At 39.2% G+C, this 22899-nt stretch carries 24 protein-coding genes; 8 read left to right on the top strand and 16 right to left on the bottom strand.

Annotated elements, in window-relative coordinates:
• Positions 1-21 precede the first annotated feature (21 nt).
• The 4 genes from IRB43_RS08270 to IRB43_RS08255 all read left to right on the top strand — a co-directional run bounded on the left by IRB43_RS08270 (position 22) and on the right by IRB43_RS08255 (position 2454).
• Positions 22-735 carry a FadR/GntR family transcriptional regulator gene (locus IRB43_RS08270; protein WP_343070830.1) on the top strand — a complete coding sequence of 238 codons (714 nt, stop codon included), beginning with the start codon at positions 22-24 and terminating at the stop codon, positions 733-735.
• An 8-nt stretch (positions 736-743) separates the two neighbouring features.
• Positions 744-1205 carry a hypothetical protein gene (locus IRB43_RS08265; RefSeq protein ID WP_203362990.1) on the top strand — a complete coding sequence of 154 codons (462 nt, stop codon included), beginning with the start codon at positions 744-746 and terminating at the stop codon, positions 1203-1205.
• A 1-nt stretch (position 1206) separates the two neighbouring features.
• A complete protein-coding gene (locus IRB43_RS08260) occupies positions 1207-1701 on the top strand; it encodes a GNAT family N-acetyltransferase (protein WP_203362989.1) in 495 nt (164 codons plus the stop codon).
• Between the two features lie 384 nt (positions 1702-2085).
• The gene (locus tag IRB43_RS08255) at positions 2086-2454 is read left to right on the top strand and encodes a hypothetical protein (protein WP_203362988.1); all 369 of its coding nucleotides are present in this window, start codon (positions 2086-2088) and stop codon (positions 2452-2454) included.
• Positions 2455-2661: 207 nt separating this feature from the next.
• Here the strand turns inward: IRB43_RS08255 and IRB43_RS08250 are convergent, their stop codons facing one another.
• Positions 2662-2976 (bottom strand): KH domain-containing protein, encoded by a 315-nt coding sequence (locus tag IRB43_RS08250; protein ID WP_203362987.1) that lies wholly within the window; start codon positions 2974-2976, stop codon positions 2662-2664.
• A gap of 216 nt (positions 2977-3192) precedes the next feature.
• Positions 3193-3576, bottom strand: a complete 384-nt coding sequence (locus IRB43_RS08245) for a MerR family transcriptional regulator (RefSeq protein ID WP_203362986.1) — start codon at positions 3574-3576, stop codon at positions 3193-3195.
• A 115-nt stretch (positions 3577-3691) separates the two neighbouring features.
• Here IRB43_RS08245 and IRB43_RS08240 point away from each other — a divergent pair, with 115 nt between their 5' ends.
• Complete coding sequence (locus IRB43_RS08240; protein WP_203362985.1) at positions 3692-4384, top strand: type 1 glutamine amidotransferase domain-containing protein; 693 nt, start codon at positions 3692-3694, stop codon at positions 4382-4384.
• Positions 4385-4695: 311 nt separating this feature from the next.
• On the opposite strand, the gene IRB43_RS08235 is transcribed toward IRB43_RS08240, so the two are convergent.
• A complete protein-coding gene (locus tag IRB43_RS08235) occupies positions 4696-5190 on the bottom strand; it encodes a YfbM family protein (protein WP_203362984.1) in 495 nt (164 codons plus the stop codon).
• A gap of 182 nt (positions 5191-5372) precedes the next feature.
• Complete coding sequence (locus IRB43_RS08230) at positions 5373-6098, bottom strand: response regulator transcription factor (RefSeq protein WP_203362983.1); 726 nt, start codon at positions 6096-6098, stop codon at positions 5373-5375.
• Between the two features lie 136 nt (positions 6099-6234).
• On the opposite strand from IRB43_RS08230, the gene IRB43_RS08225 reads away from it, so the two are divergent.
• The gene (locus tag IRB43_RS08225; RefSeq protein WP_203362982.1) at positions 6235-7695 is read left to right on the top strand and encodes an amidase; all 1461 of its coding nucleotides are present in this window, start codon (positions 6235-6237) and stop codon (positions 7693-7695) included.
• 271 nt (positions 7696-7966) lie between these two features.
• Here IRB43_RS08225 and IRB43_RS08220 read toward each other — a convergent pair whose 3' ends face one another.
• From IRB43_RS08220 to IRB43_RS08185, 8 genes are all read right to left on the bottom strand, one after another.
• Entirely contained in the window at positions 7967-8308 is a 342-nt protein-coding gene (locus IRB43_RS08220; protein WP_203362981.1) for a hypothetical protein, read from the bottom strand.
• 249 nt (positions 8309-8557) lie between these two features.
• The gene (locus IRB43_RS08215) at positions 8558-9196 is read right to left on the bottom strand and encodes a nitroreductase family protein (protein ID WP_203362980.1); all 639 of its coding nucleotides are present in this window, start codon (positions 9194-9196) and stop codon (positions 8558-8560) included.
• Positions 9197-9216: 20 nt separating this feature from the next.
• The gene (locus IRB43_RS08210) at positions 9217-9645 is read right to left on the bottom strand and encodes a MarR family winged helix-turn-helix transcriptional regulator (RefSeq protein WP_203362979.1); all 429 of its coding nucleotides are present in this window, start codon (positions 9643-9645) and stop codon (positions 9217-9219) included.
• Between the two features lie 220 nt (positions 9646-9865).
• A complete protein-coding gene (locus tag IRB43_RS08205; protein WP_203362978.1) occupies positions 9866-10771 on the bottom strand; it encodes a lysozyme inhibitor LprI family protein in 906 nt (301 codons plus the stop codon).
• Between the two features lie 300 nt (positions 10772-11071).
• The gene (locus IRB43_RS08200) at positions 11072-12007 is read right to left on the bottom strand and encodes a cation diffusion facilitator family transporter (RefSeq protein ID WP_203362977.1); all 936 of its coding nucleotides are present in this window, start codon (positions 12005-12007) and stop codon (positions 11072-11074) included.
• A 328-nt stretch (positions 12008-12335) separates the two neighbouring features.
• A complete protein-coding gene (locus tag IRB43_RS08195; RefSeq protein WP_203362976.1) occupies positions 12336-14819 on the bottom strand; it encodes an ATP-binding protein in 2484 nt (827 codons plus the stop codon).
• 40 nt (positions 14820-14859) lie between these two features.
• A complete protein-coding gene (locus tag IRB43_RS08190; protein ID WP_203362975.1) occupies positions 14860-15924 on the bottom strand; it encodes an HD domain-containing phosphohydrolase in 1065 nt (354 codons plus the stop codon).
• 108 nt (positions 15925-16032) lie between these two features.
• Complete coding sequence (locus tag IRB43_RS08185) at positions 16033-16914, bottom strand: LysR family transcriptional regulator (protein ID WP_203362974.1); 882 nt, start codon at positions 16912-16914, stop codon at positions 16033-16035.
• Positions 16915-17032: 118 nt separating this feature from the next.
• Between IRB43_RS08185 and IRB43_RS08180 the strand changes: the two genes are divergently transcribed.
• Together IRB43_RS08180 and IRB43_RS08175 are read left to right on the top strand one after the other, a co-directional pair.
• Positions 17033-17713: a class I SAM-dependent methyltransferase gene (locus IRB43_RS08180; protein ID WP_203362973.1), complete on the top strand. Its 681-nt coding sequence runs from the start codon at positions 17033-17035 to the stop codon at positions 17711-17713.
• Positions 17710-17985: a hypothetical protein gene (locus IRB43_RS08175; RefSeq protein WP_203362972.1), complete on the top strand. Its 276-nt coding sequence runs from the start codon at positions 17710-17712 to the stop codon at positions 17983-17985. Before IRB43_RS08180 ends, IRB43_RS08175 begins: the two co-directional genes overlap by 4 nt.
• Before the next feature lie 112 nt (positions 17986-18097).
• On the opposite strand, the gene IRB43_RS08170 is transcribed toward IRB43_RS08175, so the two are convergent.
• The 4 genes from IRB43_RS08170 to IRB43_RS08155 form a co-directional block, all read right to left on the bottom strand.
• Positions 18098-18934 carry a TIGR03943 family putative permease subunit gene (locus IRB43_RS08170; RefSeq protein ID WP_203362971.1) on the bottom strand — a complete coding sequence of 279 codons (837 nt, stop codon included), beginning with the start codon at positions 18932-18934 and terminating at the stop codon, positions 18098-18100.
• A 15-nt stretch (positions 18935-18949) separates the two neighbouring features.
• Positions 18950-19927: a permease gene (locus IRB43_RS08165; RefSeq protein WP_203362970.1), complete on the bottom strand. Its 978-nt coding sequence runs from the start codon at positions 19925-19927 to the stop codon at positions 18950-18952.
• A gap of 153 nt (positions 19928-20080) precedes the next feature.
• Positions 20081-21142 (bottom strand): ABC transporter ATP-binding protein, encoded by a 1062-nt coding sequence (locus tag IRB43_RS08160; RefSeq protein ID WP_203362969.1) that lies wholly within the window; start codon positions 21140-21142, stop codon positions 20081-20083.
• Entirely contained in the window at positions 21139-22878 is a 1740-nt protein-coding gene (locus IRB43_RS08155; RefSeq protein ID WP_203362968.1) for an ABC transporter permease, read from the bottom strand. Before IRB43_RS08155 ends, IRB43_RS08160 begins: the two co-directional genes overlap by 4 nt.
• Between the last annotated feature and the right edge of the window lie 21 nt (positions 22879-22899).

Raw genomic sequence — 22899 nt, 5'->3', positions numbered from 1 at the left:
ACAGAGTAAGGGGGAGATTTGGTGATTTCGCAGCCGAAGAAAAAAACATATCAGCTCATTGTTGATCAAATTAAAGACTATTTTTTAACAGAACAATTAAAGCCAGGAGATAAACTGCCAACGGAACGAGAACTAGCCAGCCGCTTCAATGTCAGCCGAACATCTGTGAGAGAGGCATTGCGGAAGCTAGAAATGAAGGGAATTATCGAGATTAAACAAGGCAGCGGAAGTTTTATTAAAACATCAGAGTTTCAACTGCTTGGAGAAGAACTATCGACCACCATTCTCCAAGTGGAAAATAAACTCGTCTATGAAATGCTGGAATTGCGCCGGGCACTGGAAGCGGAATGCGCCTTTTTAGCTGCCCAGCGAGCGACCTCTGAAGACTTACAACCGATTCGCCAAGCGATCGAGAAAATGAAGGCCGCTGATCATGATGTCGACCTTGGCTTAGAAGCGGATCTCCACTTTCATTTAAGCATCGTTCGCGCCTCTCGTAACTCGATCTTTTTACAGCTGCTTCAAACATTGAGCGAGCATATGCAGGACACAATCCGCGCGACACGAAGACAGCGCCTAGCGGACCCCGAGCGGCTACAAGACACCATCGAGGAGCATAAAGCGATTTATGTAGCCATCGCCGCTGGAGAAGCAGAACGCGCGAAACAATTGATGGAAAAGCATATTACACAAATTCGAAAAGAATTAGCCGAGTCACTTTTAAACCAAGAATGAGGTGTAACATGCAGCGAATATTATTTATTTTCATCCTTAGCTTTTGCTTAACCGGATGTGCCAACGACAAGCCGACAGCGTTAGAAAAGCCGCCCAACGCTTCGATTCAAATTGGAGAACACTCATATGAAACGACGCTTGGTTCCTATTGTTGGAGCGAAGAAGGGAAAGGCACTTGTGTAGATAAAGCGGGACCCGTTGAACTGTTAGAGAAACAAACACCGATCGAAGTTTCACCTGGTGAAAAGATCACATTCACTCTCGACTATGAGCCGAAACCAACGGAAGAGCATGTGACCCAATTTCATCACAACGAAGAAATGGATGTGCAAGTGAAAGACCAGCAGTTCACAGCCCCGCTCAAAAAAGGTGTTTATTACTATGGCTATAGCGTATGGTGGAACGACGAAAAAGAGCCCAACGTCTCAAAGGGAGATGCGGTTTATACTTTTGTGATTGAGGTGAAGTAGTATGAAAATGATTAGAGAAGCAACAAGTGACGAGATGAATGAAGTCTACATGATGGGGTATGACGTTTGGGGAGATGATCTGCCGTCTAATGACTATATCAACATGTGTAGCGAATCTAGTAAATACAAAAAAGGACGGTGGTACGTTCTTGAAGAAACGAATACGAAAGAGCTATTAAGTTCCCTCATCATCTATGAACTCCCTTCATCGGAAGGTTTCATTGCTAGAGGAATAGGTTCAATCGCGACACCTCGGCGTTTAAGACAAAACGGATATGCTTCTTTATTAATCAAAGAAGTGATCGCAGAACTAGAACAGCATGAGAATTGTAATCTTTGCTTCCTTTATACTGATATCGGCACAACGTTTTACAAACAATTGCAGTTCCTTGAAATTCCCTCTTCTAAACAGAAGTATCAAGGCAGTACTTGCATGTATTACTCGAGCGTAAAAGATGTAGATGTAATGTCTTTTCCTATTCCGGAATATTTTTAATAGACTTGCTAGTGCCAAGCGTAATATAAGCTTGGCACTCTTTAATGAATCAAGAACAATATTCCTTCTTCATCAACCGCTAATTGAAAACGTTGTGTTCAACTTATTACATCGACATAAGAATGCTGATTTGCATACGCTATTGGTTTTTGGCTCCTACTAGTGTGAAACCTTGATCTCACACTAGTAGAAGCCAAACATCCTTGTCTAACTAGATAGGGTATGTTGATGTCGAACAATCAATTTAGGTTTATATAATTGCGATAATAGACTTCCAATCCTACTATCCAACCACTCCCATATAATGAATTTATATACTTTTACCCATATAAAAATAAAAACTATCACTTTAAAATAAATACTATAACGTAGGAGGAGATACAGATGAAAAACACGATTAAAATTTTATTATCTATTTGTATAGCCATAACTCTAATTTTCACATCTATACAAATCCCAAATTCATCACTTACTACTAACATTGAGGTTCAAGCGAAAAAAGCAAAACCTAAACCAAAACCTTCAACACCTAAAATAACATCACCTGTATCAATGGCTGACGGAAAAAAAACATTAGAATTAATCGGCACTAAAGGTGAAGGCACTAAAGCAGCAAGAGCCTTTCTAAAGAAAAAACTGGCCAAAGCTGAAAAAAGTAAAGATTATGATGTAACTTGGGATGTGAAATCAAAAGATAAAAAACATCTGAAAAGCCTAGTGGTAGTAGTCCAAAAGAAAAATGGCAAAAAATAGGAAGAGCCTTTGCAGTTGATTATCACAAAATCCCATTAAAACCAGGAAATCAAAAAGCCATTTGGCATTTCCATCATGGTTCTAGCAACACACATTATACATTGAAAAAATTTATCCCTAAAGAACATAAACCCGATACTGGCACAGTAGCACTTTAGGAGATTAAAAAAACACCTGGGAAAGGTGTTTTTTTAATCTCCTAAAATCTCAATCTTCTAAAGAATAGTAAGGTTTTTTGAAAACTGTGTAAGCTTCTTCTTCATCATCTGCACGTTCATAAAATTCCTGGCTATAAGGTAATTCTAGATCATCGAGTACTTCATCTTCAACACAAGCTATAAATACATCATACGCTTCTAAATCCTTAGGCCAAAAACCATTTTTTGTATTTCCTTTTTCCAAAGTTAAATTAATTGCATCTCGAAGCTTTTCCAATCCCTCTTTATTTCCTACGATATAAGCTTCATCATGCCAACTATCTTGAGAATAAATATGACACTTTGGATATTTATTTTTACCCATCTAAATCCCATCCTCCTATAAAATCTAATTACACTTTTCACATCCAATATATATCATAATTATGATGAACCTTCCCCACCTATCGGTTCGCACTTCACTAGAGATGGGGGTGTCGATCCCCTCGACATCCGAAGCTGGACGATGTCCATAGGTGTACACAGCTATGGGGTCTGAACCCATAGCTTCTATATTTCAGTTCAATATTAAAACATAAAGCTAAAATTTCATTCTTTGTATCCTTCTCTCAATCGCATCATAATATTTTAATTTCCGCTCTACCCTTTTTAGATGTTTTTGCTTCTCCGCAATTTCTGCTTCTACCTTCTTTTTGTGGTTTTGAATTAATTCCTTTCTTTCTTGAACAGTCTCTTTGCCTTCGTTAAATAAACAAACGTATCTTTTAATATTAGCAATGGACATATCTGTCGATCGAAGCGCTTTGATAAACTGAATCCACTCTAAATCTGTTTCATTATAAATTCTTACCCCATTTTTATTCCTTTGAATTGGAGGTAACAAACCTTCTTTTTCATAATAGCGCAGATTGGATGGAGAAACATCCGTAAGAGAGGAAACCTCATTTATGGAATAAACCTTCATAATTCCCCCTAAAATTTCAAGAATATTTATCCTTGTGTTAAAGTGCACTTTAACATATACAATGAAATTGCTCAAGCAAGGAGCAATCAAAAAAATTTTAAGGAATGGAGATTTTATGAGTAAAAAAGTTCTTGTTATTGTCACTAGTTATGAGAAATATCCAAACCTAAATCGTGCTACAGGTCTATGGCTGGGGGAGGCCGTACACTTTGTTAAGAAAATAAAAGAGGCTGGATATGAGGTCGATTATGTCAGCCCGAAAGGCGGATACACACCAATTGATCCACATAGCTTGGCTTTGGCTGAGCCAGTGGATTGGGAATGGTATCAAGATAAAGACTTTATGAATGATCTTGGTTCTACATTGAAACCTGAGGAAATAAACCCAGATGACTATACTGTCATTTATTATGCAGGCGGTCACGGTGTTTTATGGGATTTTCCTGAGAATGAACAACTACAGAAAATTAGCCAAAGAATTTATGAAAATGGTGGTATTGTTTCTTCGGTTTGTCATGGTGCAGTTGGTTTGCTTAATATTAAGCTAGACAATGGTGAATACCTGATTAAAGACAAACAAGTAACAGGATTTTCGAATGAAGAAGAGCAACTTGCCGAGTTGGATCAATATGTTCCATTCCTAACAGAGGATGAACTGATTAGAAGAGGTGCCCGCTACAAGAAAGCAGATAAACCTTTTGATCCTTATGCAATTGAGGATGGTCGTCTGGTCACAGGACAGAATCCAGCATCGGGAGGCCCAGTTGCTGATCTTGTGTTAGCACAATTACAAAACCGAGGTAAATAAAGTAGCCTTAGGAGCTATGGGGTCAGACCCCATAGCTCCTGCTTCTTTATTAATCAAAGAAGTGATCGCAGAACTAGAACAGCATGAGAATTGTAATCTTTGCTTCCTTTATACTGATATCGGCACAACGTTTTACAAACGATTGCAGTTCCTTGAAATTCCCTCTTCTAAACAGAAGTATCAAGACAGTACTTGCATGTATTACTCGAGCGTAAAAGATGCAGGTATAATGTCCTCTCCTATTCCGGAATATTTTTAATAGACTTGCTAGTGCCAAGCGTAATATAAGCTTGGTACTGTATATTGCTACTTTAATGAATCAGCAATAACATTCCTTCTTCATTTTGAGCCGCTTCTTTAAAATACTGGACAAGCTGTTGGTAGTTGTCTAGTATGTAGGCCTTATCCTCTTCTGTCCATTCGCCGTACATTGGATAAATATCTGCTTCGTTAAAAGCTTTGGCATCGAATTGTTCGGACAGGTGGTTGACTGAAATATTTTTCAACGTATCATATATTTCTTTTACCTCATCCGATTGTAAATAGCGACAAGGTTCCATACCTAAATCCTGACCTAGTGACCTTCCACCTAAAACCGCATCTCCTTCTGTTGAATCAACAGCTGCTCCAAGCTGTGCTTCTCCTGTTAAAAGAAAGTAAATGCCGTGCCAGGCCTTATCAATATCTAATTCCTTTTCACTCACTTCTTCCACTTCATAAAGAAATGTTTCTACCTCCTCTGGATGAGATATTAAATGTTCGATTAATTCAGTGGAAATTCGATAGTAGCTCGCAATCATACCCATTTTCAACGTTCTCCTTTTATGGTAATATTTATAAACTCTTTATTATTCTACTATTGATAAAATAATCATGGTATAGAAATGCCCCTTTACCTCTACAAATCTCAATGAAGTAGCTGAGTTTAATCCTAATGATGTAACAAAGCGAGAAGCTTTGAAGCTATTCTTGAGTCTTGCGAATGATTCTATTTCATCCTATACAACAATTCCGTTCGGTTACTCACATTAAATTTTCTATATAAATTTTGCAAATGTTTTTTGATCGTATGCTCGCTAACATAGAGTTTTTTTGCTATTTCCTTATTCTTCAATCCTTTTTCAAGGTAGTTGACGAGCTCTCTTTCTCTTTCAGTTAATAGATCACTTTGTTTTTGCTGGTTCAGCTTTAGAACACTCTGTATATTCAAGCTGCTTTCAATTTGTTTAGCTAAAAAACTTAATTTAATACGATCTGTTTCTACAAATAGTTGTTCTCCTTTGCTTCTTAATAAGCCTATCACGCCTACGCACTCACCTTGATATTCTAAATAAATCCCCATCTCATCTAAAAGCGAATACTTCTTCATAAACGAGTGATAATACTCCGTCTCGATATATTTTGAAAAAGAAATCACATCGGTTAACTTTTGCACTTGCCTCTTCTTGTTTAAATTAGAAGGCTGAAGATAGTCTAACTGATAAAAATAGTCATTGTATTCCTGCAGAGTCTTCTCTTCTATATTGAATAAAATGGGATCAATTAATTTATTTTCATCAACAAGCCAAAATAATGATTGGTGAAATCCTAAAATTTCGCAGAGTACTGTAAGAACCTCCGTACGGTAGCTATTTATATCGGTATTCATTTGCTTACTTGTCAATTGCTCCATAGCACAAAGCAGATGATAATACTCTTCCTTTGTTAATTGCATAGCCACTCCTCTCCCTCACCCACAAACTCTCACTCTTATCATATATGAATTTTCTAAATAATCAAATAATTATCCTTTTGGGTAATAGCAGAAATTTTATGGTCATGGATAATAGATATAAAAGGAGGAATGCTCAATGAATATCTCGGAATTTTCAAACTATGATGGATTGGGGCTTGCACAACTCGTCAAAAATCAAGAGGTCAAACCAGAGGAGCTCGTTCAGCTATCTGTTAAAGCGATGAAAGAATTAAACGCTGATTTGAATGCAGTAGTATCGATTCTAGAAGAAGAAGCGATGGAAGAAATTAAACGAGGAGTGCCTAAAGGGCCTTTTCAAGGAGTCCCGTTCTTAATTAAGGAAATGCTTCTACATGCAGAAAATATTCCGTCTAGTATGGGCAGCCGATTAGCAGAAGGATTTCAACTGCCAGTGGATAGCGAACTGATGAAGCGATTCCGGCGAGCAGGGTTTGTGACGGTCGGTACAACCACTACTCCTGAATTTGGCTACAATGCAGCGACAGAGGCTGTTCTTTATGGACCGACACGTAACCCATGGAACCTCAAGCATAGTCCTGGTGGATCAAGTGGTGGTTCCGCCGCAGCAACGGCAGCCGGCATTACTCCTGTAGCACATGCCAACGATGGTGGAGGATCAATAAGAATCCCTGCTGCCTGCAGTGGTCTCGTTGGTTTGAAGCCAACTCGAGGCAGAATACCTGCCGGACCTTATAACAGTGAACCGCTTAACGGGATTGCCATTGAGTTTGCCTTAACAAAAACAATAAGAGATACTGCCCACCTTCTTGACGCCGTTAGCGGACCGGATATTGGGTGTTATAGCTGGCCACAGTCACCAACAGAAAATTACAAAACAATGATTGAGAAACCAGTAAAGCCATTAAAAATTGCTTGGACAGGCCGCCCAGCTTCTGGTGTTCCTGTCGATGAAGAATGTTTAAAGGCCTTGCATGAAACCGTTCAATTATGTAAGGATTTAGGACATACAGTGGTGGAGGATCACCCTCAATATGATGTGGAGCCTTTTAGTCTTGCTACTTTACGAATTTGGACCGCTAATATTTATAAAATGATCAATGGAGCCGCTCAAGCTCTAGGAAGAACACCAAGTGATAAAAACATCGAAGCCGCCATTTGGCAATGTTACTTATATGGAAAGGAAATGACGGCATCTGAACTATTAGAAGCGATCGAAGTGAATGCGATGGTTTCAAGACAAGTTGGGCAATTTTTCACTGATTATGATGTATTACTATCGCCGACACTGGCCACTTTACCTGCTGAAATCGGTTCATTAAATGCCAACAACCCATCCATCAACGCCAAACAATGGACGGAACAAATTTTCACCTATGCTCCATTTACGAATTTATTTAATGCAACCGGCCAGCCTGCGATTTCACTCCCATTAAAAACAAGTAAAACCGGACTACCCATCGGCATGCAATTTACCGGACGCTTTGCCGATGAATCTACTTTACTGCAACTCGCTGCCCAACTGGAAAAAGCGTTGCCATGGAAAGACAGAAAACCGTCTGTTCACGCGTCTAAATTAGCTAATACGACATTTTAACACTAAGAGGCTGGGACAAAAGGTTTTCAGCTAATAAAAAAGCCGAACTATTATTTAAGGCTCTAATTTAGAGTTTCGTAATAGTTCGGTTTTATTGTTCTTCATGTTTTTAATAAAATACAATGATTCGGCTTTAACGACAGCAAATTTAGTTATGTCCCAGCCTCTTTGATATTGTCTAGCTCGTCTTGCTATAAAAATCGAATACCATAGGACTATTCTTCATGCATAGAAGAACAGCTCCTTATATGTAACCGCTCAGAGATAGTAATTATGTAATAATAGCTAGCAAAAGCAAGAGAACGAGAAAGAGGAGTATACTTCGTAACTTGTTGCTTTTCCACATTCTCACAATGGACACCGTGATCCCAATTGCTATTACAATATTCCCACTGATTTTTATGCTATCTACCTTTAACAAACCTCCTAATGTAGCGAAAACAGCGCCGATAGTAATAAAGCCAATGGTAAAAATAAATCGTAACGATTTAAAATCCGTCATGGCCTCCTTCTGTTCCTCCTCGCTCATTTTTAAATAGCCTCGAACAACCGTGAAAGTCGGTATTCCCCACATCATCAAAAATATCATTAATGCATCCATATCTATCTTCAAATACATTCACCCTCTATGACCATGATAAAGTGAAACTTCAATCATTAGAGGTTTCCTTCATCCTCTAATGATTGTTAATTAAGCGGATTAGGCGTTTACGGGATAATCTTTCATTATTTGTCTCTTAGACAACCATTTTTCTTTTTATCAACATCCTTTTTTAGTAAACGCAACATAAAAATGTTTTAAATACTATGTATATACAAACAAAACACCAGCCACAAAATGTGACTGGCGCTATCTATTTTCTTATTTCCACTGTGCAACTTTTTCAATCGGTAGACGAACAGATGGATAACCGCTATTCGCTGCTTTCCCAATTGAAATTAACATTACTGGTACGTAACGATCTTTGTCTAAGCCAAACGCTTCAGCGATGTTCTCTTTATCAAAGCCGCCGATTGGACATGTGTCGTATCCGTGAGCACGAGCCACCAACATTAATTGCATCGCAACCAATCCCCCATCCGTTAACACGACGTCTTTCATTGCTTCTGTTGAAAGCGAATCGTAGTAAGCAGTAATTTGTGGCATTTGGCTATCCTTCACTTCTTGAGGCATATAGCCAAGCTCTACGGCTTTGCTGTAAATTTCTTCGCCGTTTTCGAAGTTATTTAAGTCACCAAATAACGCAATCATTGCTGAAGATGTCTCTACTTGTGATTGGTTGAATTTCGCCAGCTGCGCCATTTTTTCTTTTCCTTCCTCGCTCTCAATCACAAGGAAACGCCACGGCTGCATGTTGAGCGAAGACGGCGCTAACGTCGCTTCTGTCAACATTTCAGTCATTTCTTCTTTGCTAATTTTCACCGACGGATCGTAGTAACGAATCGAACGGCGTCCTGTCATAATTTCTGTAAAGTCATTTGTTTTTTGTGTTGTCATCATAGATGAATACTCCCTTTTCATTAAATATCGTTAATATTTGTTTCAATGCGGTTCAACATCATAAACAGCTGATCAATTTCTTCTTCCGTAAAATCTTTCAACACTGAAGAGACAAATCGTTCTTTTTCCTTTAAGAAGGAACTAATCTCATGACGTCCATGATCGGTTAAGCAAACAAGCGTAATCCGGTGATCAATCGGATTTTTGCGCCTTGCAATCATGTTGTTCGCTTCTAATTGCTTTAAATGTCTTGTAATAGCGGCATTGTCAATATTGATTTGTTGCTGAAGCTCTTTTTGACTCATTTCCTCGACTTGATATAGCTGGTACAACAGCTCAAGCCTTGACTGACTAAGGCCTGTACACCCTTCAAACTTCGAGCTAATTTCTTTATTGAGGAAATGTAATTTATAGACAATCATCGACTCCTTCATGCATAAATTCGTCAACTGATCCCGTCCTTTCCAGTTAAAAAAACATTAATTGATCTATCAATAATTGATGCATCAATTAATATACTCGACTCCATGTCGAAATGCAATCACTTTATCTTGAAAGCAAAAAATTACCGCTTTTCCTAATTGGAAAAGCGGTAATCTAGCATCGTTACACCTTTATTTGCCCATGCTCGATGTTAGAGCTATGCGTCATTTGATTATAAACTCACGTTTAATCCATATAATTCTCAATTAAATAGTAGGTTCTTTCTTTCGTTTCAAATGCTAGATAGTCCATTCCACTAGCTCTTTCTGAAGCTAGTTCTTGTGGCATTTCAGCAAAATTTTGCTCTTTCATTTTAATCCATTCTACTTGATCTGATTTTAATTTTTCAAATTCATTTTTTGGCATCGTATCTTTTAATACGCCCCAAATTTCGTTTAATAAACCGTCCCAATCACTATAGTATTGACTATAGAAACCAGGCCGCATATCATGTGCATACAATTTTTTAGCTTCTCCCACTATCCTGTTCTCAAGATCATCCGCCTTCTGCAAATACTCCTTCTTCAAACTATTCTCTTCGGTAGTTCGTTGTTTTACTTCCTTTTCTTCTTGTAATCTCTTCTCTTCTTTTGCTAATGCTTGTTTCTCTTTTTCTTGTAATCTTTTTTCTTCTTTTGCTAATGCTTTTTCTTTTTCTTGTAACCTTTTCTCTTCTTTTGCTAATGCTTTTTCCTCTTTTTCTTTTTCTTCTGCTATATTATCCACTCTAATTAATTTACTATTCTCTGCCGCACCATCTAGAGTTTCTACAATCATTATTTTGTCTTTATTTTCAAAATAACCTTCAAATAAAAACTCAACAGATCCATCTTCTGGATTGATAAGTTCTATAATGAAGTTTTCGTCTTGAGTTTCAGTTAGTATGTAGTCAGCGGTCATTGGTTTATCATCTGATTGTGATCTGATTATTATTCTTTCTTCACCTATTTCTAAGTATGACAGAGTATCATCGTCTGCAACTGCTTTCCAACTTCCTATTATCTTACTTTCGTTAGAACTACTACAAGCTGCTAAAAGTAATACAGTAGTAATTGTCACCAATATAATCAACCATTTTTTCTTTAATACCAATTCTTCATCTCCTCTTATAAAGTGTTTTTTTGGAACAGCCAAATAATTAATAAGAAAAATAAAGCAAAAATCATTCTAGAAAATAAACTAAGTACTAAATTGGATTGATCAAAGAAGTCTACTGAAACAATAAATGTTAATAAAAACCCTAATAAAAATATAACCGCATACCTCAATACCATATATTACCTACTGTGGTTATATAATAACATAAATGCAAGTGAAAAAATGATGATATTCTTTAATGAAAAACCAAAAACAACAACCGCCTTCCTCAATTGGAAAAGCGGCTGTTGCTCATTATACTTTCATCTCCCCATGCTCAATCTGAGATGTCTCTATTTGAATCGTTGTATGTTTAATTTTGAATTTGTCTTGAATTTTGTTAATCGCTTGCTGCAAGATCTGTTGGCTATCTTTGTTGTCTTCGATTAGGATATGGCAAGTTAAGGTGTCCAATCCAGAAGTGATCGTCCAAATATGAAGGTCGTGAACATCGATGACGCCATCGATGGCTTCTAACTCTTTTTTCACTTCTGCTTGATCAATCGTCATCGGTGTACCTTCCATTAAAATATGGACGGAATGCTTAATGACGCCCCACGCACTTTTTAAAATAAGGAGAGCGACCAAAACAGAAATAATCGGGTCGGCAATATACCAATCGAATAGAAGCATTAACAAACCAGCCACTAACGCACCGACAGACCCAAGTGCATCCCCTAACACGTGTAAATAGGCACTTCGCAAATTGACGTTATTCTTCACATCGCCTTTACTCATTAACGACCAAGCGCTAAGTAAATTTGCTAACAACCCAACGGAGGCAATCAGCATCATCGTTCCGCTCGCCACAGTCGGCGGTTCCAAAAATCGCTCATAGGCTTCTGCAACGATAAATCCAGCAATCACAAATAATGTCACACCATTTAATAAAGCAGCTAAAATTTCAAAGCGATAAAATCCGTACGTTTTCGTTGGCGAAGCCGGTCGCGCCGCAAACGAGATCGCCACTAAACTTAATAATAAAGAACTTGCATCACTTAACATATGACCACTATCGGATAACAGCGCTAAACTATTCGTGAATAATCCCCCGAAAAACTCCAACAGCATAATGCCCGCTGTAATGAATAAAGCGATGATTAATCCTTTTTTATTGCCTTCTCGCGTGTCTTCAAAATGATGATGGTGATGATGTCCATGATGATCGTGCCCGTGGTGATGATGTCCCATATTGCCTCCCCCTTTGTTTGTATGTCACTCCTCGAAACAGAGTTGAACTGTGATCTAGTAAAACAATTTGCCGTTGTATATTAAATATATGAGCATATACTCATATATTAATTTATTCTATTTTTCAGATAATGTCAATGAAAGGATGAGAAAAGATGCCCTGAATCGAGTATAACCGCCGACCTCTCACACCATCGTACATACACAGTTCAGAATAAAAAACTTTCACACACAACCAACATACTCCAATATTTGCAAAAGACCGCCTTGCCAACTGCAATTGGCAAGGCGGCCTTTCGACAAAACTCGGGGAGTGACAGGCACCCCCCTATCCAAGCGGAAGTTCGATATAAAAGGTACTGCCCACACCTAGTTGGCTAGAGGCACCGATGTTTCCGTTCATTAGGTCGATTAGTTTTTTGGATACGGATAATCCGATGCCCGTTCCTTCCACTTGTTCGATGGATGGGATACGTGTGAATGGTTCGAAAATGTGCTCGAGTTGGTCTTCTGCGATACCGATGCCGTTATCAATGATTTCGAGCCGGAACATCTCGCCAACGACTTGTCCTCTTATCCAAACCTGTCCTCCCTCTTTGTTGTATTTAATCGCATTGGACAACACATTCAAAATGACTTGTTTGAGCCGGAATGGGTCGGCTTTCACATAAATCGATTCTTGTGGACTTAATTCACAAACGATGCTCACTTGTTGCTTTTTCGCTATTGGCATCATTAACGTCACACAGTTCTGAATCTTGTTCGTTAAATGAACGGATTCGATCGATAAATAATAATGACCAGATTCAATGCGTGATAAATCAAGAATTTCATTGATAATCAATAGAAGATGTTGACCCGCCTTCAAGATTTCCGTGACATTTTCTCGTTGTTCCGTTGTCAGCGGATGGCTCGTGTCATATTCTAATAGCTGAGAAAAGCCAATAATGGCATTCAGCGGTGTACGCAGCTCATGACTCATATTCGATAAAAATTTCGTCTTCGCTTGATTCGCTTTTTCCGCTTCATCTTTTGCGACAATAATCGACTGTTCCATTTGCTTTCGTTCCGTAATATCCCTAGCAACAAGTGAAACGGAATGCACCGGCTGGTTCTCATGCAAGATCGGTGCAATCCGGCATAGATACCACCTTACTTCGAAACTAGTCGCGATCGTCATTTCGATGGCGATCGATTTCTTTAACGTCATGGCTTTTTCTACCGCTGACATCATATGCTCCGCTGTTTCTTGCCCAAAAACCTCTGTTATATTTCGATATAATAAATCGCCTAACGGTGCTAAGAAGGCTTGTTCACCCATCCAAATATTCAAAATTTTCCCATCCACTTGCAACTCACAAACGATATCATCTAACGAATAGACAAGGGCCCTTAAATCTGCTTCTCGTTTTTTCAAGTGATTTTGGGTCATACTTAACTGATTTCCGATACGCACGACATGATTCGCTGTTTCCTGAAGTTCTTGAATATAAAAATTGGGCTTTTTCAAAGACACATCGCCTTTACCAATATGCCGGATTAAATGCCCCATTTCAATTAACGGATCGGCAATCAACGAACTAATCGATTTAGCATTGCGAATTAAAAGAGAGAAGAAGATGATGTAAAAGGCGACGAGACCTACTATCATAAATAATCCGATTCTCGTTAATTCATCCTTTAGGTTATTAACAGATGCAAATACTTGATCATTTTCAACCACGATAAATAATTTCCAGCCCGTTTTCGGAACCGTTGCCCAAGAAATCATGTAGTCTTCACCGTTTAATTTGGCTTCCGACAGCCCGTTGTTCATCTGTTTTGCTTTCAAACTAAACGATTGTAAGTCTTTCCGCTTATAAATATTAAATTTCTCTGGCTTATATGTGTCTTGCTTAACCGCCTCATTATATGTGTGCTGCTTTAACTCCTTAACCCCCCAAACCTTTTCTCCTTTTGGTGGCAGTGCCAAAATCACACCATCATTCCCTACTAGCACCCCATATCCACCCCAAGGAATGTCTAAATCTAAAATATTTTTGATAATCGTATCGATCGTAATATCGACTCCCACAACCCCTTCAAGAAAATTCCCCTTATAAACCGGAGCGATCGCAGACGCCATCCACCCATTCCCAGCTGGATCTAAATAAGCATCCGTCCAAACGACTTGGCGCTTCGGGTTATGGCGAGCATCGGCTTCATAATAAAAGTTGTAACTAGGGATATTCATATGTGGTGGGTATTGCTTTAAAACATCAAAATAAGGATAGATGATATTTAACGAATCATACGTATTGTAATAAATGGCAGCCGCTAACTGCTCACTCTCTTTAATATCCTTCATTAATGTTTGCATCGGCAATAATGTAGCCACTTTTTCTCGTTCCTTCTCTCCAATAGGAACATAACCACTGTAAAAGACGGCCGCCCCACGATCCGGACGATCACTTGTCGTGTGATAAACGCCATTATTCGCAAGAGCCAAACGTTTGGTATCAATCGTATCCATCACTTGATTGGTCTGTTGAAACCGTGTCACTTGTTTTTGAAAGGTTCGGGTCGCATTTTCGACACTTGTGACTTGCTCTTTAATTAAGGCGGCTTCCCGAAACGATATTTCTTTAAGTTCCTCTTGAATATCTTTTGAGATCGTGTTTGTCATCACGGTATTAGACCATTGATTCGTCACGAAATAAATCAAAATAAAACTAAGCTCAACTAAGACGAGCGGAATCAATGCTTTAGATAAAAAAGACCGGCGAATGTAACGAAAGATAGAGATTCTAGTAGGTTGATGTTGTTTTTCCAATGAAATGTCCCACCTTTAAGGGGATTGATATACAAGTTTGTTATGAGGAAGATTGTTGTTTTTTGATATCTATCATCTCTGGAATAATTCTTAAAAAGGCATCCACAATTTCTGGGTCAAAGTGCTTTCCCTTGCCTTTTTCAATTTCCTTGATCGCTTCTTCAATCGACCACGCCTGTTTGTACGGACGACTGGACGTTAACGCATCGAACACATCGCAAACCGCCACAATTCTTCCTTCTAATGGAATGCTCTTTTCTTTCAATTGGTTGGGATAACCTGAACCATCCCACTTTTCATGATGAGTTAATGCAATTCGCTTCGCCATCTGAAAAATTTTAAACGATTCTAAACCAGAAAATAATTGTTCCCCAATGGTTGTATGCGTTTTCATTATTTGGAATTCTTCTGGCGTTAATTTCCCTGGCTTCAACAAGATCTGATCTGGGATACCAATTTTCCCAATGTCATGCAGCCTGCTCGCGTGAAAAAGAAGGTCACAATAGGCATCATCTTTCCCGAGCTCTTTGGCTAAACGTTTGCAATAGTGACTCATTCGCGCCGTGTGTTCACCGGTTTCGTTATCGCGATATTCAGCCGCCAAACCTAGTCGATGAATCAGCTCTAACTTTATGTTCTGAATTTCTTTCGTCCGTTCATCCACTCGTTTTTCTAGCTCTTCATTTTGATGGAGTAATTGGTTGTTCATCATATGTAATTGAATCACGTTCCGGATACGCATTAAGATTTCTGTGCGATCAAATGGTTTGCCGATAAAGTCGATGGCCCCTTGTTCTAACGCTTGGTTTCTCAACTGCTGGTCTCCATGTGCAGTAATGATAATGACAGGCAAAAACTCTTCTTCATGTCGATTTTTCAGCATTTGCAGAATTTGAAACCCATCAAAATAAGGCATGCGCAAATCCAATAAAATAACGTCAGGTTTAATGTCTTCATATGTTTGAACCGCTTCTCTAGAATCGTTAACGCTATAAATATGTTGATACCCCTCCATTTTAAGCAAACGTTCTAACAACAATACATTAGCCGGTGTATCATCCACAATTAAAATTTTCGCTTCGTGAAACAGTTTTTCTACAACCATTCTCATCACCTTCATTCTTAGATATAAGTATTGTATGCTAAAAAAATCATTTAAAAAATTATTTTTCAACTATAGAACAAACCATGCCAACTATGCAACATGAAACTGTCATGGTTTGTTTCGACAAAACCCGGGGCGTGACAGGCACCTGTCGAATTTCGCGACTTCTTCTGTGTGGGTTTTAGTGATGAAATAGGTGAGTGAGTCGGGTGGATTGATTTGGACGGATGGGATGGTCATGAGTGTTTGACGTTCAATTTCTTCTTTTACCATGGATAAAGGTAAGTAAGAGAGACCAAGTCCTTGTTCGATCAGTCGTTTCGTCACATCCATTTGTGTAACAGGCAAAGTACGGACGGCTGGGACCACTTGCCGAATAGCTGGCAATAGTTCTTCCCAATATGTCGGGTGATTTTCTGTCAGCAAGCGATAGGTTCCCAGCGCTTCCACTTCCGTCATGGAATGCTGTGCTGAATGATAGGGAGCGACGAGCACGACGGAATCTCGATGAATCACTCGATAATGAATGCCCGTTTCCCAAGGTTCCATCCGTGACAAACCAATATCCGCTTGTCCGCTTCGCACCTTTTTGCCAATGTCAAAGGAACGAACGACATCAATAACCACTTCTATCTCTGGATGTGCCGCCATAAAGCGACTTAACACCGGTGGCAACATCGAAGCGGCGATTTGCGGAGCGACCGCGATCTTCATCATACGATGAACCCCTTTCTTCCACGCCTCCATTTCTTCGATTCCTTCTTCATAAACAGTCATCCATTTCTTCGCGATCGGCAAAAATTTAACTCCGCCCGCTGTCAACACTACATGCTTCCCTACGCGATCAAATAACTTAATATCCAAGTGCTGCTCTAACCGCTGTATATGTTTACTGACAGCCGGCTGCGTTAAAAATAACTCATCCGACGCCTGACGAAAATTTTCATAGTTAGCCGCACTAATAAATGTGCGTATCCACTTCATTTCCATGCTGATCCCCGCTTTCTCTCTAATAACAGTTCGTTATCAATTAGTGCTTTTTTTATTCATTTTCATTATATATTAAGTCATGTATCCTTTATTTAACACCAAAAAAGGAGGCAATAAAATGGATACGACAAAAAAACAAGTCATGCACAAATTCAATGAACACGCCGCTGCTTACGATGAACAAAGGAAAAAACTGATTCCTTGCTTTGATGATTTTTATTCGATTCCAATATCGCTTATAGAATGTGAGAAAGAAGCACCGACTGTTTTAGACATTGGCGCAGGTACAGGATTGTTTTCCGCTTTTTTGAAAGAGAAGTTCCCGAAAGCTCAGTTCACTTTTATTGATCTTTCTGAAAATATGCTAGAGATCGCGAAAAAACGGTTCGAGCATGAAGAGATCCACTACATCACAGCTGATTACACGCAATACAAGTTCAATCAAACATTCGATATCATCATTTCTTCTTTATCGATTCACCATCTATCTGATGAGGAAAAAAGAAAATTATATGAAGAGGTGCACACATTACTGAATCCAGGAGGCGTTTTCATCAACGCTGACCAAGTACTAGGTCATACACCGTTCATCGACTCATTATACAAACAGGATTGGTGGCAAAAAATCGAGGCCAGTGGACTAACGAAACAGCAACTCGAAGAAGCCCGCGAGCGAACAAAGATCGATCGAATGTCCACCTTGCCACAACAGCTGAACTGGTTAACAGAAAGCGGCTTTCACGATGTCGATTGCATCTATAAATATTTTAATTTTGTTGTTTTGTTTGGGAGGAAATGACGTATTTAGCGAAGCTTGACCGTCCGTATACCTCTATTGCTTTCGACATTGCGAATCGTGAACTATACACAGCCAATGGCAAAAATGATATTCAAGCATCTGACTATTCAACAATGGAACCATTTGCTCAACTGCAAACTTACGGAAACATTAAGAAAATGTTCTATAACGAAAAAGACCAAACCTTACTCATCTTCTCCACCGTCAAAATGGGTACCTCTCCTGTACCATTTACAGGTATTGAAAAAGTGTACTTTAATGTGGAAGAATAATAGACAAAAAGACAAATGCCAGCTCCCTCCTGCTCCATCGCAGGGCGGGAACTGGCATTATTTTTTTCGACAAAACTCGGGGCGTGACAGGCACTTGTCGAATCACAGGCACCTACCGAATCCTCGTCAACACTGGAAACACATAAGGCTCAGTCGGTTCCTCGACTTGTTTCCACGATATAGCCTTCACCATCGGCAATGTCGCTCCATTATAGGAGGTCGTCGCAAGCGTTCCTTCAATTTCCAACCATGTATCTTGCGGAATACTCGCCGCCTCTTCTATTTCCGTTAAAAAGCCAATCGTCGTAGCATCGGCGACACAATGAGTAATCAAAAATCGAGCAAGCACGAGTTGATTCTGTTGAAAATCCCCATCTTTCAACACAAAGCCAGTCATCTTAATGTTCTTGCCGATATACCGACTTGGCTCGGCATTGATTTCCCCGTAATAAGGCTCAAACAATTCATTGGTGAGCGTGATCATCTCCTCTTGATGAAGCGCTTGTATTTTTTGATTGTATTCTTGATCACTCATCTCATTTGCGTTCACGAGCGGCTCCTGCACTTCTACAGTCCGTTCCGATTGAAAAGCAGCCATCCCTTTTTTAGCCGCAGTGGAGGCATTCAATATTTGAACCGGCAGTAAAAAACCGGTTACTAATGGCAACAATAAAATAGAATAAGAAAGAATGGTTTTCCTTCGCGAATCGGAATGGCCATGATCATGACCACAACAACCATGATCACAAGAAGAAGCTTTTTTTGCCCAAAGCCGAGATAATTGAATGATAAACAAAAAGAGAAATAGCCCTGTGGCCAGTTGACTTAACCACTTGTATGCCGGATTTACATATCGTGAAATATCTCCCCCATGATGCAAGCGAGCTAAAAATAAAGCAAAAGCGAGCAAAATGAAGGCACGAACGGCTTGCTGAGATTGAAACTTCATCGTTTCTCCCCCTCATTAACTCAATAATTGAATACATCCCCAAACAATAAACGTAATCATTACGATTAAAACTGCCACAAACCTCACTTTAAACACACTTAAAAGCATAAACGTATTTTTCAAATCAATCATCGGTCCATAAATTAAAAAAGCCAAAATAGAGGTCGCGGGAAAAAACTGACGGAAAGAGGCACCGATAAAGGCATCCGCTTCCGAGCATAAAGACAAAAAGTAAGCAAGTCCCATCATGGTCCACACTCCATTTCCCATTTGTAAAATGGACTGAGTGGAGACATATGTTTGTACAAAAGCCGCTAAAAAAGCCCCAATAATCAAATATTTGCCCATGTCAAAAAACTCATCAATCGAGTGGGTACACATCGAGAACAACTGCTTCGAAAAAGGAGCCTTTTCTTCGACAGATGAAGCGGCCAAACGCTCCTCTTTCAATTGGTTCCCTTTAAAAATCAAACTGACAAGCAAAGCAATGAGTAACGCCGCCACAAACCCGACGCCCATTCGCAGCCCTGCTATCTCCCAATCGTTCCCAAAAGCCATATACGTTGAAAAGATTACGATCGGATTAATAAGCGGACCCGTTAACAAAAAGCCAACTCCAGCATAAATAGGTACCCCTTTAGCAACTAACCGCCGGACAATGGGAACAATGCCGCATTCGCAAGCTGGAAAACAAGCTCCCACAACACAACTCATCAACACAGCCAAAAATTTGTTCTTCGGTATCCATCGCTCCATTTGTTCCACCCGAATGAAAATTTGGATAAACCCTGCAATCAATACACCAATTAAGACAAACGGAATCGCTTCAATCACAATACTTAAAAAAATCATGTTCATCTGCAACAAAGAGTCCGGCAACACCCAAGTAACAGCTTGTCTCCCCACTAACCGCTGAACAGTCAAATAACTAGCCGTCACCATAACCATCAAAGCCAACACTTCAAGAAAATGAGATTGTACCCAGCGACTCATAACTTCTCCTTTCTAAGCAAATTTTCCACCTAAGCTACTTATATGTATATGCCCAAAAAGAAAAATAGAATCAAAAAACATCCCGCACAAACAAACACGCGGGACGTATTTGGGAGTTCGACAAAACCCGGGGCGTGACAGGCACTTGTCGAATCATACAGGCAGTAACTCACGCTCCTTTGTTTTTATCATTAGACCGACTTGATCACCGATAGAGTAGCGCGGTGAATGAACAGATTCATGGATGGTCCATGTTTCATTCTCTACTTCAACGGTATAATGAATTTCTTTCCCTTGATATTGGACAAAGGTGATGACGCCTTGAAGTGCATGATGGTTGTTTTTTGTTAGCTGCCATTGTTCTGGACGAATAGGATAAACACCTTTCTTTTTAAATTGTAAAGACACGCCAGTATCGAGCCATTTCTCGTAAGGAGCTTTTTCCGGTACAAAAAAGTCCTTCTCCCATGTCCCCTTTACAAGGTTGCATTTCCCTACAAAAGTAGCAACAAATTCTGTTTCTGGCCTTGAATAAATGATTTCCGGAGAAGCAATTTGCTCAATCCTGCCGTTGTTCATAACAACAATTCGATCAGCCATAGCCAATGCTTCTCCTTGGTCATGTGTTACATAAACAATCGACGCTTCAGTTTTTCTATGGATGTTTTGAATTTCCTTCCTCATTTCCATACGCAATTCTACGTCTAAAGCACTCAGTGGTTCATCCATTAACAATAGTTGAGGAAGAGAAGCAACCGCTCGTGCAAAAGCCACCCTCTGTTTCTGCCCTCCTGAAAGTTCCGCTGGATATCTATCAGCCATTTCCGTTAGTCCAACTAACTTCAACACATCTCGCACTCTACGATCGACATCGGCTTTTAATTCTTTAGCTACATAATGATGATGTAACAACGGAAATTGAATATGCTGATAAACTGTCATATGTGGCCATAAAGCAAAGGATTGGAAAACCATCCCTATGTTTCTCCTTTCCGGAGGAATCAACTGTTTTTTGGAGGCTACTACCTGATCATCCATTTCAATTTCTCCGTCAGTTGGCTTCATAAAACCAGCCAGCAACTTTAGTAAGGTTGTTTTTCCACAACCAGACGGGCCGAGAATAGCAATAAATTCCCCTTTATTAATCTGTAAATCTACAGACTGAAGAGCTGTGAAAGAACCGTACTTCTTTGTTAATTGGTCAACTTGAATCATTTGCTCTTCATCACCTTTCTTTCCCATAATTTGCTGAACAATATAAATAAAATTCCACCAAGTAAGATAGCTAACACAATGACACTGGCAAAGGCAGTTGAATAGGTCGTGTAACCAGCTTGTTCATAATTGAAAATGACCACTCCAATTGTCTCTGAGCCAGTAGACCATAGCAAACTTGATACGGTTAGTTCTGTTAAAACCATCAAAAACACTAATAAAGCACCACCGACTAGTCCTGGAAAAATTAATGGCAAAAGGATTTTCCTCCATTTCACCCAACCTTTCGCTCCCGATGTTCTTGCTGCTTCTTCAATAGATGGGTCTACTTGTAATAAAGCAGTATAGCTTCCACGAACTTGTAAAATTAAAAACCTTGTCACATAAGCAATAAGCAATATCCAAATAGATCCATAAATCCCAAGGTTCCAACCAGGAATAGGCTGCATCCATGCAAAAATCATACAAAGCGCAAAAACCGTTCCTGGTAAAGCATACGGAATCGTAATAAACAACTCGGTTATTTTCGTTCCAACACTCGGTTGTTTATATCGTAAATACGCAAGGAGTGTTCCAATTACTACACAAACAATCGTAGAAAAGAGCGCTAATTGCAAACTAGTAGATAGTGATGACATAGCTTTTGGGTCGGTAAAAAAGACATATTGATAATTTTTAAGTGATAGATTTTCAAATTTAAAGGAAAGTCCATAGGCTTTAATGAGAGAAGTAGCAGCCATTGATAAAAATGGCACTAAACTAGTCACCAGCAAAAAAGTCCAAACACCAAACTCGACGACTCTTTTACGGGTAGTAGATAAATAGATTCTCGGTTCCAAATCTCTCGTCACCGTATCAGTGACTCTACTCCGCTTCAAAAGCAACCATTGAATGAACGTTCCAACAAGTGCGATGATGCCTAATAATACAGAAAGAACAGCCGCTCTGGAGAAAGCTGACGGTCCAAACCCAACAATTTGTTCATATATATAAGTGCTTAACACTCGTATATTAGCCGGAATACCTAAAAAAGCAGGTACACCAAAGTTATCAAGATTGGTTAAAAACGCTAGTAAACCACCGCTAGCAATCCCTGGTAAGGCCAAAGGGAATATAACCTTTCTAAATACCGTTCCTCTAGTAGCTCCAGATGTCTTAGCCGCTTCTTCTAACTCCCTAGGAATCTTCCGAAACACATTCACCGTAAATAAATAAACTAATGGATAATGGGAAATCCCAAGAATAAAAATAATCCCTCCCATGCTATATAAATTGGGAAGTTTCACCTCTTGCCAAAGCGAATGTAACATTGAGGAGACTAAACCATTTTTGCTAAGAAATTGAATCCAAGCTAAAGTCGTTATGTATGAAGGAATAATGAACGGAAGGAAAATAAAGAGTTGCATCCATTTCTTTCCACCGATATTGACATAAGCCACAATCCAAGCAAGGGTTACTCCTAAACTAAGTGACAAAACCGTAGATCCTAAAACAATGTATATCGTATTTTGAATCGTTAACCATGTCGTTTTTTCTTTCAAGATTTCTGTGTAATGATTAAGAGTGATCGACCCTTCTTCCATAAAACTAAGGAAAATCAAACGTAGTACGGGTACAACAAAGAATAAAATAACTAATAGAAAACCAATTGTGAACAAGATGTTTTTTTTATTTAATAAAGAGAAGGAGGGCAGCCCTCTCATTCTCTTTTCCGTAAGTTGATTGTCAGCAATCATTGCCCTCTCTCCCTTTTATTT

This window comes from Bacillus sp. REN10 (assembly GCF_016820555.1).
Classification (GTDB): domain Bacteria; phylum Bacillota; class Bacilli; order Bacillales; family Domibacillaceae; genus Bacillus_CE.
Note: the sequence above shows the minus strand (reverse complement) of the source record. Positions and strands in the feature narration are given on the sequence as shown.